We start from the raw sequence: 13,460 nt of genomic DNA, 5'->3' as shown, positions 1-13,460 counted from the left end.
GATCCCCTAGCCGCTGCCTGTGGTCTTCGCGGGACGGGAATAACGTTGGAATGTTGATTGGCGGCCCAAGCACGGCTCGCTGCCAGGAGGAACGAGAGCACGATGGCTCAAGACATCGAAACCAAGGTTCGCGAGAAGATAAGCGAGCAACTGGGTGTCGCCGCCGACGAAGTAACTCCGGAGGCCTCGTTCATCGAGGATCTCGGCGCGGATTCGCTCGATATCGTCGAGCTGGTAATGGCGCTCGAAGAGGAGTTTAACATCGAAATCTCCGACGAGGACGCCGAAAAGATCCGTACTGTCAAGGACGTCGTCACCTATATCGAGGCTCACAAGAGCTGAAGCCGCGCGACTCAAAACCCGCTCGTGACAAATCGTCAGGCCCGCGGCGCCTCGCCGAGCGGACCCGGAGCTAGACCATGCGGTGTCCGTTCTGCCGCCATCGTGGAAACCGCGTCGTCGATTCCAGGCTCGCCAGTGACGGCCTGATGATTCGGCGCCGTCGCATGTGCTCGGCATGCAAGCGGCGTTTCACCACCTACGAGCGGGTCGAAGAAGCGGCCCCGATGGTCGTGAAAAAGGACGGCCGCCGCGAGCCGTTCGACCGCGCCAAGATAATCGCAGGCATCAAGCGCGCCTGCGAAAAGCGGCCGGTCTCGATGGAAACGATCGAGCAGATTGCCAACAGCATCGAGGCCACGATGGCCGAGCAAGGCGACCGCGAGGTCGCCAGCAGTGCGATCGGCTCGGCGGTGATGAACGAGCTGCACAAGATCGACCAGGTCGCGTACGTCCGCTTCGCGTCGGTATATCGATCGTTCAAAGACATCGACGAGTTCATGCATGAGCTCGAAGACCTGATCAATCAACGCAAGCAAGCGTCCGCACCGCGCGCCGCCGGTGACAAGAAAGGCGACGCTGCCTCCTGATTCACCCATGCGGGCATCTGTCCGGCGGCGGGTTCTCGATAAGGCCGCAATTCGCGACCAACGCTTCATGCGCCAGGCGCTGGCGATGGCGCGGGATCGACTGGGCCTGACCACTCCAAATCCTACCGTAGGATGCGTAATCGTGCGCGGCGACAAAGTCGTCGGGCGCGGCGTCACGGGCCGCGGAGGGCGTCCGCACGGCGAAACGCAGGCGCTTGCGGATGCGGGCGCGCTCGCTCGCGGCGCGACTGCATACGTATCGCTCGAGCCGTGCGCCCATTTCGGAAAGACTCCCCCATGCGCGAACGCGCTGGCCGCGGCGGGCGTCAAGCGCGTCGTAATCGGGTGCGTGGATCCCGATCCGCGTGTCAGAGGGCGCGGAATCGCAATCCTCAAGCGCGCGAAGATCGACGTCGCGGCCCAGGTGCTCGAAGCCGAAGCGCAGGGTTTGAACGAAGGGTTCATCACGCGGCTGACCCACGGGCGGCCGATGGGAATACTCAAGCTCGCGATGTCAATGGACGGCCGGATTGCGGCTGCCGGCGGCGATTCGCGATGGATCAGCTCGCCGGCGTCGCGTGAAATGGTGCATCGATGGCGCCGCGAATGCGACGCCGTGATAGTCGGCGCGGGGACCGTGATAGCGGATAACCCACGCCTGACGTGCAGAATCGCGGGCGGCCGCGATCCGGTTCGCGTCGTTATCGATGCGCGCCTTCGCACGGCGCCGGCGGCGCGGGTATATCGGGAGCGATCGAGCGCGTCCGCTATCCTGGTCACCACGCCCAAGAATCTCGCCCGCGCCCGCCGAAGATATGAGCGGCCCGGCGTCGAAGTGATTGCCGGCGCGGCGCGTGACGGCAGGATCGAGCTGGGTCGCTTGATGCGCGAGTTTGGGCGGCGCGGATGGTGCCGCGTGTTGATCGAAGGCGGCGCAAATCTGGCCGGCTCGGCGTTAAGCGCGGGTATCGTGGATCGAGTGGCATTCTTCGTCGCGCCGAAAATCTTAGGCGAGGGTCTTCCCGCGATTGACGGGATGAAGTCGCGCCGCGTGCGCGACGCGCTCCAGCTTGCCGATCTTTCGGCGCGCCCGGTCGGCGGCGACTGGTTGCTGGAGGGCCGCGTGAGCGCGGGAAATGCGCGCCGTCGCGTTGGCCCGGCAGGGCGCACTGGTTAGGCCGTCGAGCCGGTGATAACATCGCCATCGTTGAGTTGAATCAGATGGCCTCGGCTCCCTTGGAAGAAATTTTCTCCGCGTTGCGCGACGGAAAGATGGTCGTGATGATTGCGGAGGAGCGCGAGGACGCGGAAGGCGACCTCGTGATGGCGGCTGAGAAAATCACGCCCGACGACATCAATTTCATGGCGCGCGAGGCCCGCGGCGTCATCTCCGTCGCGATTCCCGACAAGCGCTTCCGCGAGCTTGGAATTCCGCTGCAGCCTTCGACCGACAACGGCGATTCGAACGAGCAGGCCGGCGTGCTGATCGACGCGCGACAAGGCGCCACGACCGGCATTTCGGCCAGCGACCGCGCGCGGGTGATTTCGGTGGTCGCGTTCGACGAATCCCGCCGTGACGATATAGTCATGCCCGGCCACATTTTACCGCTGATGGCGCTGAGCGGGGGAGTGATGGTGCGGAGTGGGCGCGCCGAAGGCGCGGTGGATCTGATGCGATCGGCGGGGATAAGTCCGGCCGCGGCGCTATGCACGATACTGCGCGAGGACGGCGAGGCCGCGCGGCTCAAGGAACTGCGCGAGTTCGCGGCGCGCCATTCTGTCCCGATCTGTTACGTCAAGGAACTCGTTTCGTATCGCCTGACGAATGAAGTCCTGGTGCGGCGCGTTTCCGAGCAGCCGTTTCCCGTCGACGGCGGCGTGCTGCAGGCCGTCATCTTCCGCAACGTCGTCGATGGCCGCGAGCATCTGGCGCTGATCAAGGGCCAGGTCGGCGGCGGACGCCCTGCGCTGGTGCGGCTCCATTCAGAGTGTCTCACGGGCGACGTGTTTGCGTCGGAGCGATGCGACTGCGGTGAGCAGCTGCAGGAGGCGCTCGAGCGAATCATGGCGGCGGACTGCGGTGTGGTGATTTATCTCCATCAGGAGGGCCGTGGCATCGGGCTCGGCAACAAGATTCGCGCCTACGCGCTGCAAGACAAGGGGATGGACACCGTAGAAGCGAACTTGCATCTCGGCTTCGACGAGGACTTGCGCGACTACGGAATCGGCGCGCAAATTCTGCGCGATCTCGGCGTCGGCGAGGTCCAGTTGCTGACCAACAATCCGCACAAGATAGAAAGCCTGCGCCGTTACGGGGTAAACGTTTCGCGCGTGCCGATCGAGGTCACGCCTCATGCGGGAAACATCGGATACCTGAAAACCAAAAAAGAAAAACTCGGCCATCTGTTCTCGGAGCTGAAGCTGATCACGTGAGAGAGTAGGCCGCGGCAGCGGCTGTTGAATTGCAATGGGACTAAGACATCAGGGGCGCGAGCTCGCGCTCAAGGCGCTCTACCGGATTGATATCTGCGGCGGCGCCAGCAGCGACGATCTGACCGCGCTGTTCGAAACTTTCCCGGCCGAGGAAAGCGCGCGCAAGTTTGCCGTCCAGTTGATGGAGGGAGTGCGCCGCGAGCAGCCGGCGCTCGACAAGCATCTGGCGGACGCGCTGGAACATTGGTCGGTCAAACGCTTGTCGCGCGTCGATCACAACGTCATGCGAATCGCGCTCTACGAATTGCTCAGGATGGAGGACATTCCGGCGCGCGTTACGATCGACGAAGCGATCGAACTGGCGAAATGCTACGGCGACATTGAATCGGGGCACTTCGTCAACGGTGTACTGGACGAAATCGCCGGACGGTTGGGGCTCAAGCAGAAGGGTGAGGAAATCACGCTATCCAAGGCCGAGTAGGCTGCTCGGCTTCGTGATCGTCGCAGCCCTCTGTATTTCGGGATGCGGCTATCACTTCGCGGCTTCCGGCGATGTGCTGCCGGCGGGCGCCCGGACGATTTATGTCAAGCGCTTCGGCAATGCCACGCGCATAACCGGAATCAACGACGAGTTGATGCGTTACATTAAAGATGAAATCGCGTTGCATCACAGGCTCAAGGTCGTGGATAGCCCGGACCTTGCTGACCTCCAATTGTCGGGCGACGTCAGGGTCTTTATTAGTGCGCCCGTAAACTTCAACGCGGCCTACGAGCCGACCACCTACCGCAATAGTGTGCAAGTCTCGGCGGTGCTCAGAGACCTGCACACGAACAGAACGATCTGGAGCACGGCCCTCATCGGCGGCGGGCAACATTCTCCGGTCGTGGCGACCAGCATCGTGCCCACCACGCCGAGTTTTTTGCAGCAGAACCTGAACGGCGGCGATATCTTGCAGATGACCGATCTCCAGACTGCGCAATCGCAAACGGCGGCGGCGCGCGACCTGATGATGCAGAAACTCGCGACCAACCTGTACGTCGAGATGGCCGAAGGCTTCTAGCCGGGCGCCGCTCGCAGGGGACGCTGCCGCATGCCGCTTGAAACCGCGCTGGCATACCTTCGGGGAGCAACCGCGCAACCCCGAATCCCGCCGGTGGTGGTGATCTTCGGCCCGCACGCATTCCTGCGCGAATACGTTCTCGATTCAATCGTTCGCAAGCTGGTGGGCGAGGGATGCCGGCATCGCAGCTTTCAGATCGGCGCGGGCGACGATTACGCCGCCGTGCTGAACGAGCTTCGCGCGCCCGATTTGTTCGCACCCAGGCGGGCGATCGCATGCCGAATCCTGCGCTCGCGCCGGGACCGGGCGGATACAGGCGGCGCCGACGCTGAAGCCGGCGACGCGCGCGGCTCTGGGAGCGGCGGCTCGGAGGCGGCGATGGTGGCGGCAATCGAGACCGCGCGCGGCCCGGGCAACCTGGTTCTGCTCTACGAAAAAGACAACGCGCCCGCCAAGATCCGCCGCGCCGCGGAAAAGTCGGCGTTGCTCGTAAATTGCATGCGTCCGTTCGACAATCAGATCGAGCAGTACGTGAACGCATTCGCGCAGGCGCTTGGATTAAAACTGTCGGCTGCCGCAATCGACATGATTGTTTCACGTCACGGCGGAGATTTGGCCTCCGTCGCCGGCGCGCTTGACAAGGCCGCCATCTTCATCGAGCCGGGCGCGGCGGTGCAGCCGGGCGATTTGGACGAGGGCGCAAGGCGGATGCCGGAAGCATTCGAACTCGCCGACAGTCTCGCCCGTGGCCGCGGCGCGGCGGCGCTGGCGCAGTTGGCCCGCGCCACCGCGCTCGGGCGCGACGTTTTCGAAATCCTCGCGGTGGAGATCATACCGATGATGCGCCGGATGATGATCGCGGCCTCGATGATCGCGGCGCGAAGGAGCCCCGGCGATGTCGCCGCGGCGCTGGGGCTGCCGCCGCAAAGCGGCCTTGCGACCCGCGCAATCGAAGGGGCGCGGCGCTTCGGCTTGCAGCGCCTCGAACGCGCTTACTGGCGCGCGTGCGCGATGGATGCGGGATTCAAGAACGGTACGATCAAGGAACGCGAAGAAGCGCTCGCCGGATTGCTGCTCGATCTGATGAGCACGCCCGACTAGAAACCGTTGCCCGAAGCGCGCGGCTTACGCTTTCTTGCCGAACTTGCGATGCAGGCTCGCGGACAGCCGTGCAACCTTGCGGCGGACCGTGTTGTGATGCATCGTGCCGCTGCTGATCGCCCTGTACAGAACCCTGGTGGCCTGCTTGAGCGCTTCGCGCGCCTTGGCTTCGTCGCTGCCGGAGGCGATAGTTTCCGCCGCCGTCTTGGCCAGCGTGCGGGCACGTGTCCTGACGACGCGGTTGCGCTCGGCGCGCTTGACACTTTGGCGATGGCGCTTCTCGGCCGATGGATGAACTGGAATATGAGGCATAACTACTCTTATTTAACAGTGCGCGACCGCCGGAGCAACATCCCGCTCCGGCGGCTCGGGGGCTGGCCCCTGCTTAGGCGCGGCGGCGGGAGGTGCGCGTCTCGGCTAGACGGCGGGCGGCTTCGCCGATTGTGCCCGCGCGATGCCATCGGCTGTACTCCTCGACGGTCAGGCCGTGGGCGAGTTCCAGCGCGACTGACAATCCCGCCAGCACGAAGACTTCGCCGAGCACGCTGATGCGGGGCACGAGTCCGAGTCCGCCCCCTTCGTTGGGGACGGGGACGTGAATGACGAGGTCGGCGAGTTGGGCCAGCGCGGAATCCTTGTTGCCGGTGATCGCGATCAACTGCGCGCCCTGTTCGCGAATGGCGCTCGCGGTGGAGAGCAATTCGTCGGTGCTGCCGCTGTTTGAAATCGCGATGACGATGTCGCGCGGATTCACCTGTCCGAGACTCCCGTGCAGGGTTTCGGTCGCGTGCAGGAACGTGGCGGGCGTGCCGACCGAGCAGAACAGGCTGGCCGCGTAGCGTGCGACGTGCTCGGGCTTGCCGACTCCGGTCACGTGGACGCGGCCGCCGCGGCCAAGCGCGGTGCGGATAATCTCGACGGTGCGCGAGATGGCGGCGATGTTCAATCCGCCGCGCAGCGCGGCGAGTTCGGCCAGAGCGAGGTCGAAAAATTTTTCGACCTCTCCGGTCGAGTCGCCGATAGCCGCTTCGCGCGGCTCGCTGTCGAGGCGCGGCGTGGGCAGCGCGATCGCCTCGCCATACAAGTCGAGAATCTCCTCGCGCACTTCGAATCCCGACGGAAACGCGCCAAGCCGCGTGACCGCGACCGCGCCGGCGGCATTGGCGAGCCGCCCGGTTTTGTCCCACGGCATCCCGAGGCGAAGGCCGGCGAAGATGCCGGCCAGGAACGCGTCGCCGGCGCCGGTCGAATCGATCTGCTTGATCTTGAAGGCGGGCACGCGAACGGAAGTGTCGCGCGCTGCTATCGAGCACCCTTTGTCGCCCTCGGTGATGATGACCGCGCGATTTCCGTAGCGGGCCCGAATCGCTTCGGCCATCTTGAGCGTGTCGCGGCCGTTGCCCGTGACGATTTCGCGCGCGGCGGCTTTGGACGGTTTTAGCCAAACCGCAAGTTTCAACGCCCGCTCGAGTTCGGCGCGCGTGCCGAGCGATCCGATGGCGTCGGAGGGCGGCACGTCAACGTCGAGAACGGTGGGAATGGAATGGGTTCGCGCGAAGAGCAGAATTGCGAGCACGGTGCGGATCGGGAGCTGCGAAATCTCGGTCGAAACGAGATTGGCGCGGCGGATGAACGCGCCGTGGCGGCTGCGGACCTCGGCGGGAGTGAGTTCGCCGGTCGCGCCGCGCGCCATGTAGATAGCGCGATCGCCGTTTGCGTCCACGAAGATGTTCGCGAAGGCGCTGGCGGTCCCGTCGAAGGTCAGGTGATGGCGAATGCCGAGGCGATCCATCCCGTCGCGGAGAAACTCGCCGTTGCGGTCGTCGCCCATCTTGCCGAAGATGCCGGTTTTCAGGCCGAGGATTCGGCCCCATCCGAGATGGTTCAGGACGAGGCCGCCGACCTGCGTGCGTTCGATGGCGGCGCTGGCGGTATGCGCGCGGAGCAGAATTTTTTCGTCTGCGCGGATTATGCGCGGGGTGCGATAGAACAGGTCAACGACCATGCTCCCGCATCCGACGACGTCGAGTTTTTCTTCAGCCATTGCTCTCAACCGATTTTTTTCGCGCCGGCGCGATTCCCCGGATCGTATTCGCTGACCCATCCACGCTCCAGCATCTCGGCGGCCCGCTCGCGCAGCGTTGAGAATCGTGCGGAGAATTCGCGGCGCTCGGCGCCGCTGAGCGGCGGCGTTCCCGCGCCGACTGCGTCGCTGTCGATGACGCCGAGTTCCTTGAGCGAGGCTTTGAGCGATGCGATCGTCGGGCGCCAGGCCCTGGCGCCGCGCTTGAAAGTGCATGCAATTCGAAATTCCTCGATTGCATCAGAATACAACCGCATCAGTTCGACATCGCCCGAGCGGCAGACCTGCCATGCGCGCTGCCATTCGCGCGGCATCGCATTGGCCGGGCCGGCGACGACGCCGTAGGGACGCGCGCGCTGGGTCAGGTAGCGGTTCCAGTAGTGGCGCATGCGATCGCCGACGCCTTCGGGCGGGGCGAACAAATCGAAGATGAGGTAAGGGTTGCCGGCGTAGATCGCGAATTCGTGACCCGCCTTGAAGTGCGATGCGGCGCGAGTGTAGTTGCCGATGACGGTTTTGCTGGCGGTAACTTTTATTCCGCGCACGTAAGGCAGCCGGCTCATCGCCTTGACGTCTCGGGTGTGCAGGTGGGGCGATTTGCCGGGCGCGGCGATGCCGGCGTTGTCGTAGAGGAACAGCGGAAGCATCCGGCCCGCGCGGTCGAACAGCGCGCCGATGTCGCGCTCGACGAATTCGGCGGGATGCTCGACGTCCTTGATCGAGAGCGGCGCGACCACGACCGCGTCGGCGCCGGCGTGGAGCGCGTGGGTGAGATTGTCGAGCGTGTCGCTTCGCGTATGCGCGGTGATACCGGCCCATGCTTCGATTTTCTTGGCGGCAGATGCGCGCGCACGGCGGCATTCCTCGATCGCGATTCGTGCGACCGCCTGGCGGCGCGGGTTGTCGATGCGATCCCACTCGCCGGTGGTGCCTGCGGCAAAGATTATGTCGGCGCCGGCGCCGTCCTGGAGCGCATAGCGAACGACAGCGCGCTGCTGGTCTTCGAGGATGCGGCCGCGGGCGTCTAGAATCGTGACGATGGGGACGGAGAGGCCCGGCCGCGGGATATAGTCGTCGAGCGAATTCACGGCGGCGATTCTAGCAGAAGCGGGGGATGGCTGCTGCCCGGACGGCATCGGGGGCGCGGCTAGCTGATGCCGAGTCCGAGGTCGGTGATGAAGCTCCAATGACGCTCGTCGAGGGATGCGAAGTTCTCGAGCTTCATGCGGAAAGTCAGCTTGTAGTTGCCGTCGCCGGAAAGCGCGGCGGCGGGAGGATTTTCGTACCAGACGCCCTTCTTGCAGACGTCGAGCATCATCTGATCGATTTTCGCCTTGCCGGAGTGTTGCTCGAGGATGAGTTCGGTGAGCTTGCCGCCTTTGTCAAGGATCGCGGTGACGACGACGGCTTTGAGTTCGGTGGGCAGGTTGATTCGCGAAATATCCTCGCTTTTCTCGGCGATACTGAGTTGGGCATACACGCGCTCGAGTATCGCTGCGGAAAAATTCCCGAACTTGGCGGCCTTGTCGTTCAGCAGGCGCACCGTGCCGGGATTTCTTTCGGTACCGACCTGGCGCGAGATGCCGGGCTCGGTCTCAAAGGCGCGGGGTCCGGCCGAGACAGCGGCTTCGTCGTGCAACAGTCCTTCACCGGGGGCCGGAACCGCGTTGGCGCCAAGCGGATTGATGGGAGCGTCGGAGACGGCCGACAAATCGCTCAACAACTTCGGTTGCGGGCCGGCGTCAGGGATGGCGGGCGGGGGCTTGTCATCGGCGGCGCATCCCGCGGCGAGGATTGCGGCGGCAAAGAGCGCGGCTGTGAAAAACCGTTTCCGTTGTGCACGGCTCATTTGGATTTTTCCTGTTGTTTATCTTTATCCAAATCCAAAGCGATGATCGCCGGACGCGCATCATTGTAGTCGGCGACGAAAGCGTCGAACAGTTCCTCGCCGAATGCGCGTTCCTCGGCGCGAACCCGGTCGTTGTGTTTTGTCGCGATCGCATCGCCGATTCGCGCGAGCAGCTCGAGCGTTGGCGAGTAATTCAACTGCGCCGTGACGCCGCCTGAGAAATCGTAAATCCCGTTGGGAAGCCGGCGCGAGGTGAGGTTTGAGTTCATGCCGCCATTTCCGGTAGCCAGCGCGCGCAGAAAGTCGCCCGCGATCAAGTCCATCACCTGATGTACTCCGGGCGGTGCGATCAGTTGCGGGACCGCGTCCATCCGGTTGACGAACGTCACGGAGCCCAAGTCGCGGCGGTAGTCAGTTGCAAATTCAACGTTGGCCAGACCGAAATTCATCGCAAGACTGGTCACCTGCGCCGACGCGAGCGTGCGGTAACTGCCGCGGGCGATTTCATTGAGCGCGATACTGCCGCCGGCGGGTTGCATCGCGGCGTTGAAGGGCGTGAGCAGACCGCCCCGAATCATCACGGTGACGCGGATGTGGCCGTGGTCGAAGGCCTCGCGCATCCAGAAATTTCCGTGCGAATCGAGAATCACGGACGTGGCCGTCACCGCGGGCACGACCTTGCGATAGAAATCATATAGCAGCGGATATTTCCTGAGCGCGTCCTGGCGAACTTCGGCATCGACGTTCAAGAGCACGATGGGACCGGCGGGCGAATTGAACTCGTCGAGCAGGTTGTTGAATTTGAAATAGTGGTCGAACTTCGCCGCAAGATGCGGCATCTGGCGGTGGAATTTGTCGAGCGCGGCCCGGTCATGGTGGTTGAAGGCGCCGGGCGAGGAATCCCACGGCGGTCTCAGATCGCCGTGAACCTCCCGGAGCGCATCGGCGCAGGCGTCGACGAGCGCGCCGATGCCGTAGGTATCGATCATCAACTCGCCGGCGAGCGTGCCGGTGACGCTCGAAATGTTGGCGGGAGTGGAATCGGCGGAAGGCTTGAGGCCGAACACGCCCGAAAATCGCGCCGGCTCCTCGGGGCTGCGCCAGTCGGGGGACAGCGTGTACAAATAGTCGTCATCGCTGGGCCGTCCGGTGACGCAAATCTGATGTGTGCCGTCGGGCTCGTCGCGCCACGGGATTGCCGGTTTCGAGTAGAGGGCGGCGGCGCGGATCATTGTCGATTGGCGCGGCGGAAGCAGATCGACGACCTCCTGGAGGGCGGGGGCGAGCTTGGGATGGAACGAGATTTTGCGCTGGAAATCGAGCTGCCGGTTCAGGATTGCGATCGCACGCGACGCGCGAGCGGGGCCGGGCGGTGCGAGATAGACGATCGGCGCGAAAAGGGTTTGACCGTCGGGCGCGAAGCCGGAAGTCGGCGCTCGCGGGAATTTCGCAGGCGTAGAAATTCGAGGCGGCGCAGCCGTGGCGCCCGACGCGGCGAAGGTGGCAATCGGACAGATTGTGATTAAAATTACTGCGATCGAGGCAGCGACAGCGATTGCGGGCCGAAAAGCCCGAAGAGGCGGTCGCGGCGGCCGAATTGTGTGCGATACCTTCCGATGGTATCCTCTGACACAACAGGGAAAAGAGTTCGAGACGTAAAAATGAAAGCTGGAATCCATCCTGAATACCGTCGCTGCACAGTAGCTTGTGCGTGCGGCAATACCTTCGAAACGCGCTCGACGCTCAAGGAGCTGCACGTCGAGGTCTGCTCGAAGTGTCATCCTTTTTACACTGGCACGCAGCGCCTGGTCGATACCGCGGGGCGCGTCGAGCGGTTTAATCGCAAGTACGGCATCAAGAAGCCGGCCGAAAAGACGGCAGGAACAGCCGCCGAGAAGTAGCATAGCAACTCCCGCCGCCTGCGGTGCGCTACGCACCCGGGTGTGCGGGGGAGAATCCATCGGCACGGCCGCATCGGCCGCGCCGTTTTTGTTTCAAGGCAATTTTAGGTTTTTGTTTTTTCGGTTCGGGGCGTGAACGGCGATGCTGGATAAGGCAAGCGCAATAGAAGAGCGGGTGGCGGAACTCGAGCGCAAGCTCAGCGATCCGGCCACGCTCGGCAATCAGCGCGAATACGCCAGAATCGCCAAAGAGCGCGCGCAGCTTTCCGAGGCGGCGCATTGCGCCCGCGAATATATCCGGATTGCGGACGAGATCGCGGGCCACAAATCGATTCTCGATGGCGACGACGCCGACTTGCGCGAGCTTGCCAAGGCCGAGCTGCCGACACTGCAGAAAAATCTTGGCGCCGTCGAGGAAAAGCTCAAAGAGCTGCTCACGCCGCGCGATCCCAACGACGAAAAGAACGTGATTCTCGAAATCCGCGCCGGGACCGGCGGCGAAGAGGCGTCATTGTTTGCCGGGGACCTGTATCGAATGTACACGCGCTACGCCGAGCGCCACGGATTCAAGATCGAGCCGCTGAGCATGAGCGACACCGGGCTTGGCGGAATCAAGGAAGTGATCGCGTTGGTGAGCGGACGCGGCGCATACTCGCGCCTCAAGTACGAAGGCGGGGTGCATCGCGTGCAGCGCGTACCTGAAACCGAAGGGTCGGGGCGCATCCACACCTCCGCGGTTACGGTGGCAGTGATGCCCGAAGCGGACGAGGTCGAGGTCAATATCAACGAAGCGAAGGACCTGCGAATCGACGTGATGCGCGCGTCGGGACCGGGCGGCCAGAGCGTCAATACGACAGACTCGGCGGTGCGCATCACGCATATCCCGAGCGGCATGGTGATAATCTGCCGCGATGAAAAATCGCAGCACAAGAACAAGGCGCGCGCGCTGAAGATCCTGCGTGCGCGGCTGCTTGAGGCGGCGCAGGCCGAGCAACAGGCGAAGATTGCGCAGACGCGGCGTTCGATGGTGGGGACGGGCGACCGTTCCGAGCGCATCCGCACGTACAATTTTCCGCAATCGCGCGTGACCGACCATCGCGTCAACGTGACGATTCATCAGCTCGACAATTTTCTCGACGGCGCAATCGATCCGATTATCGACGCGCTGGCGGCCTACGATCAGGAGCAAGCGCTCAGCGCGTAGCATGGTCATGAGCGAGGTGCCCGCGCGGCGCGCGTTGGAGGAGATAGACAAGGCCGCGCGCCGGCTCGCGGCCGCGGGCATCGAATCGGCGCGGCTCGACGCGGAACTTCTGATGGCCGCGGCGGCAGGGGTCACGCGCGCCGCGGTTATCACCGGCTGGATCGATCTATCACCCGCGACGCTGAACAACTTCGAGACGATGATCGCGCGCCGCGAAAAGCGCGAGCCGATCGCGTACCTCCTGGGGCGCAAGGAATTCTACTCGCTCGATTTCGAGGTCAGCCCGGCGGTACTGATTCCGCGGCCGGAGAGCGAGATCGTCGTTGCGGCGGCGCTTGAGTTTATCGCCGCGGCGCCGGACGCGCGCGTACTCGACATCGGCACGGGGTCCGGCGCGATTGCGATCGCAATTGCCGTTAACGCTGCGCGCGCGCACTTCACTGGCGTGGACATTTCCGCCGACGCGATTGCGGTGGCGTCGCGCAACGCTGAGCATCATCGGGTCGAGGATCGGGTGACGCTCCGCCGCGGTGACTGCTTCGATATCCTGGACGGAGGACCGGCGCTCGGGTCTTTCGAGGTGATAGTCTCCAATCCGCCTTACCTGGATGACGCGGAGATCGCCGCTCTGGAGCCCGAGGTGCGCACCTTCGAGCCGCGCGTTGCGATTAGCGCGGGAGCGGGAGGGCTCGATATCCTGCGCAGGATTGCAGCGGGCGCGCCACGCCATCTTGCCGGCGATGGCGAGCTGATCGTGGAAGTGGCGGCGGGGCAGGCAACGAAAGCGGCGGTGGCGAAGCTTGTCGAGGAAGCGGGCTTGCGGGTCGTCTCTGTGATAAACGATTTCGCGGGGCATCCGCGCGTCGTGCGCGCGCGGAGAGGAAGAGCCGGGGCGTAGT

At 63.9% G+C, this 13,460-nt stretch carries 15 protein-coding genes; 10 read left to right on the top strand and 5 right to left on the bottom strand.

Annotated elements, in window-relative coordinates:
• The first annotated feature begins 102 nt into the window (after window positions 1–102).
• The 7 genes from acpP (at window position 103) to holA (ending at window position 5,524) form a co-directional block, all read left to right on the top strand.
• A complete protein-coding gene (gene acpP / locus ABR989_RS11925) occupies window positions 103–342 on the top strand; it encodes an acyl carrier protein (RefSeq protein WP_324094984.1) in 240 nt (79 codons plus the stop codon).
• A gap of 77 nt (window positions 343–419) precedes the next feature.
• Window positions 420–929, top strand: a complete 510-nt coding sequence (gene nrdR / locus ABR989_RS11920; RefSeq protein WP_428128764.1) for a transcriptional regulator NrdR — start codon at window positions 420–422, stop codon at window positions 927–929.
• 7 nt (window positions 930–936) lie between these two features.
• The gene (gene ribD / locus ABR989_RS11915) at window positions 937–2,106 is read left to right on the top strand and encodes a bifunctional diaminohydroxyphosphoribosylaminopyrimidine deaminase/5-amino-6-(5-phosphoribosylamino)uracil reductase RibD (RefSeq protein WP_428128762.1); all 1,170 of its coding nucleotides are present in this window, start codon (window positions 937–939) and stop codon (window positions 2,104–2,106) included.
• 44 nt (window positions 2,107–2,150) lie between these two features.
• Window positions 2,151–3,362, top strand: a complete 1,212-nt coding sequence (ribA, locus tag ABR989_RS11910; RefSeq protein WP_428128760.1) for a GTP cyclohydrolase II — start codon at window positions 2,151–2,153, stop codon at window positions 3,360–3,362.
• Window positions 3,363–3,396: 34 nt separating this feature from the next.
• A complete protein-coding gene (nusB, locus tag ABR989_RS11905; RefSeq protein ID WP_428128758.1) occupies window positions 3,397–3,843 on the top strand; it encodes a transcription antitermination factor NusB in 447 nt (148 codons plus the stop codon).
• Between the two features lie 13 nt (window positions 3,844–3,856).
• Complete coding sequence (lptE, locus tag ABR989_RS11900; protein ID WP_428128755.1) at window positions 3,857–4,423, top strand: LPS assembly lipoprotein LptE; 567 nt, start codon at window positions 3,857–3,859, stop codon at window positions 4,421–4,423.
• Window positions 4,424–4,453: 30 nt separating this feature from the next.
• Complete coding sequence (gene holA, locus ABR989_RS11895; protein ID WP_428128752.1) at window positions 4,454–5,524, top strand: DNA polymerase III subunit delta; 1,071 nt, start codon at window positions 4,454–4,456, stop codon at window positions 5,522–5,524.
• 24 nt (window positions 5,525–5,548) lie between these two features.
• Here the strand turns inward: holA and rpsT are convergent, their stop codons facing one another.
• The 5 genes from rpsT to ABR989_RS11870 all read right to left on the bottom strand — a co-directional run bounded on the left by rpsT (window position 5,549) and on the right by ABR989_RS11870 (window position 11,135).
• Entirely contained in the window at window positions 5,549–5,836 is a 288-nt protein-coding gene (gene rpsT, locus ABR989_RS11890; protein ID WP_428128750.1) for a 30S ribosomal protein S20, read from the bottom strand.
• Window positions 5,837–5,909: 73 nt separating this feature from the next.
• Window positions 5,910–7,568: a PfkB family carbohydrate kinase gene (locus tag ABR989_RS11885; RefSeq protein ID WP_428128748.1), complete on the bottom strand. Its 1,659-nt coding sequence runs from the start codon at window positions 7,566–7,568 to the stop codon at window positions 5,910–5,912.
• Between the two features lie 5 nt (window positions 7,569–7,573).
• Complete coding sequence (locus tag ABR989_RS11880; RefSeq protein ID WP_428128747.1) at window positions 7,574–8,695, bottom strand: dihydrodipicolinate synthase family protein; 1,122 nt, start codon at window positions 8,693–8,695, stop codon at window positions 7,574–7,576.
• 59 nt (window positions 8,696–8,754) lie between these two features.
• Entirely contained in the window at window positions 8,755–9,456 is a 702-nt protein-coding gene (locus tag ABR989_RS11875) for a hypothetical protein (RefSeq protein WP_428128746.1), read from the bottom strand.
• Entirely contained in the window at window positions 9,453–11,135 is a 1,683-nt protein-coding gene (locus tag ABR989_RS11870; protein WP_428128745.1) for a hypothetical protein, read from the bottom strand. Before ABR989_RS11870 ends, ABR989_RS11875 begins: the two co-directional genes overlap by 4 nt.
• Between ABR989_RS11870 and rpmE the strand changes: the two genes are divergently transcribed.
• The 3 genes from rpmE (at window position 11,118) to prmC (ending at window position 13,459) form a co-directional block, all read left to right on the top strand.
• Complete coding sequence (rpmE, locus tag ABR989_RS11865) at window positions 11,118–11,357, top strand: 50S ribosomal protein L31 (RefSeq protein WP_428128743.1); 240 nt, start codon at window positions 11,118–11,120, stop codon at window positions 11,355–11,357. The genes ABR989_RS11870 and rpmE overlap by 18 nt on opposite strands.
• 142 nt (window positions 11,358–11,499) lie before the next feature.
• Window positions 11,500–12,561: a peptide chain release factor 1 gene (gene prfA / locus ABR989_RS11860; RefSeq protein ID WP_428128741.1), complete on the top strand. Its 1,062-nt coding sequence runs from the start codon at window positions 11,500–11,502 to the stop codon at window positions 12,559–12,561.
• Between the two features lie 7 nt (window positions 12,562–12,568).
• Window positions 12,569–13,459 (top strand): peptide chain release factor N(5)-glutamine methyltransferase, encoded by an 891-nt coding sequence (gene prmC / locus ABR989_RS11855; protein WP_428128740.1) that lies wholly within the window; start codon window positions 12,569–12,571, stop codon window positions 13,457–13,459.
• Window position 13,460: the final 1 nt, after the last annotated feature.

Origin of the sequence: Binatus soli (SeqCode), assembly GCF_050015535.1 — a bacterium.
Lineage (GTDB): Bacteria > Desulfobacterota > Binatia > Binatales > Binataceae > Binatus > Binatus soli.
This window is presented reverse-complemented; position numbering and strand designations above follow the sequence as displayed.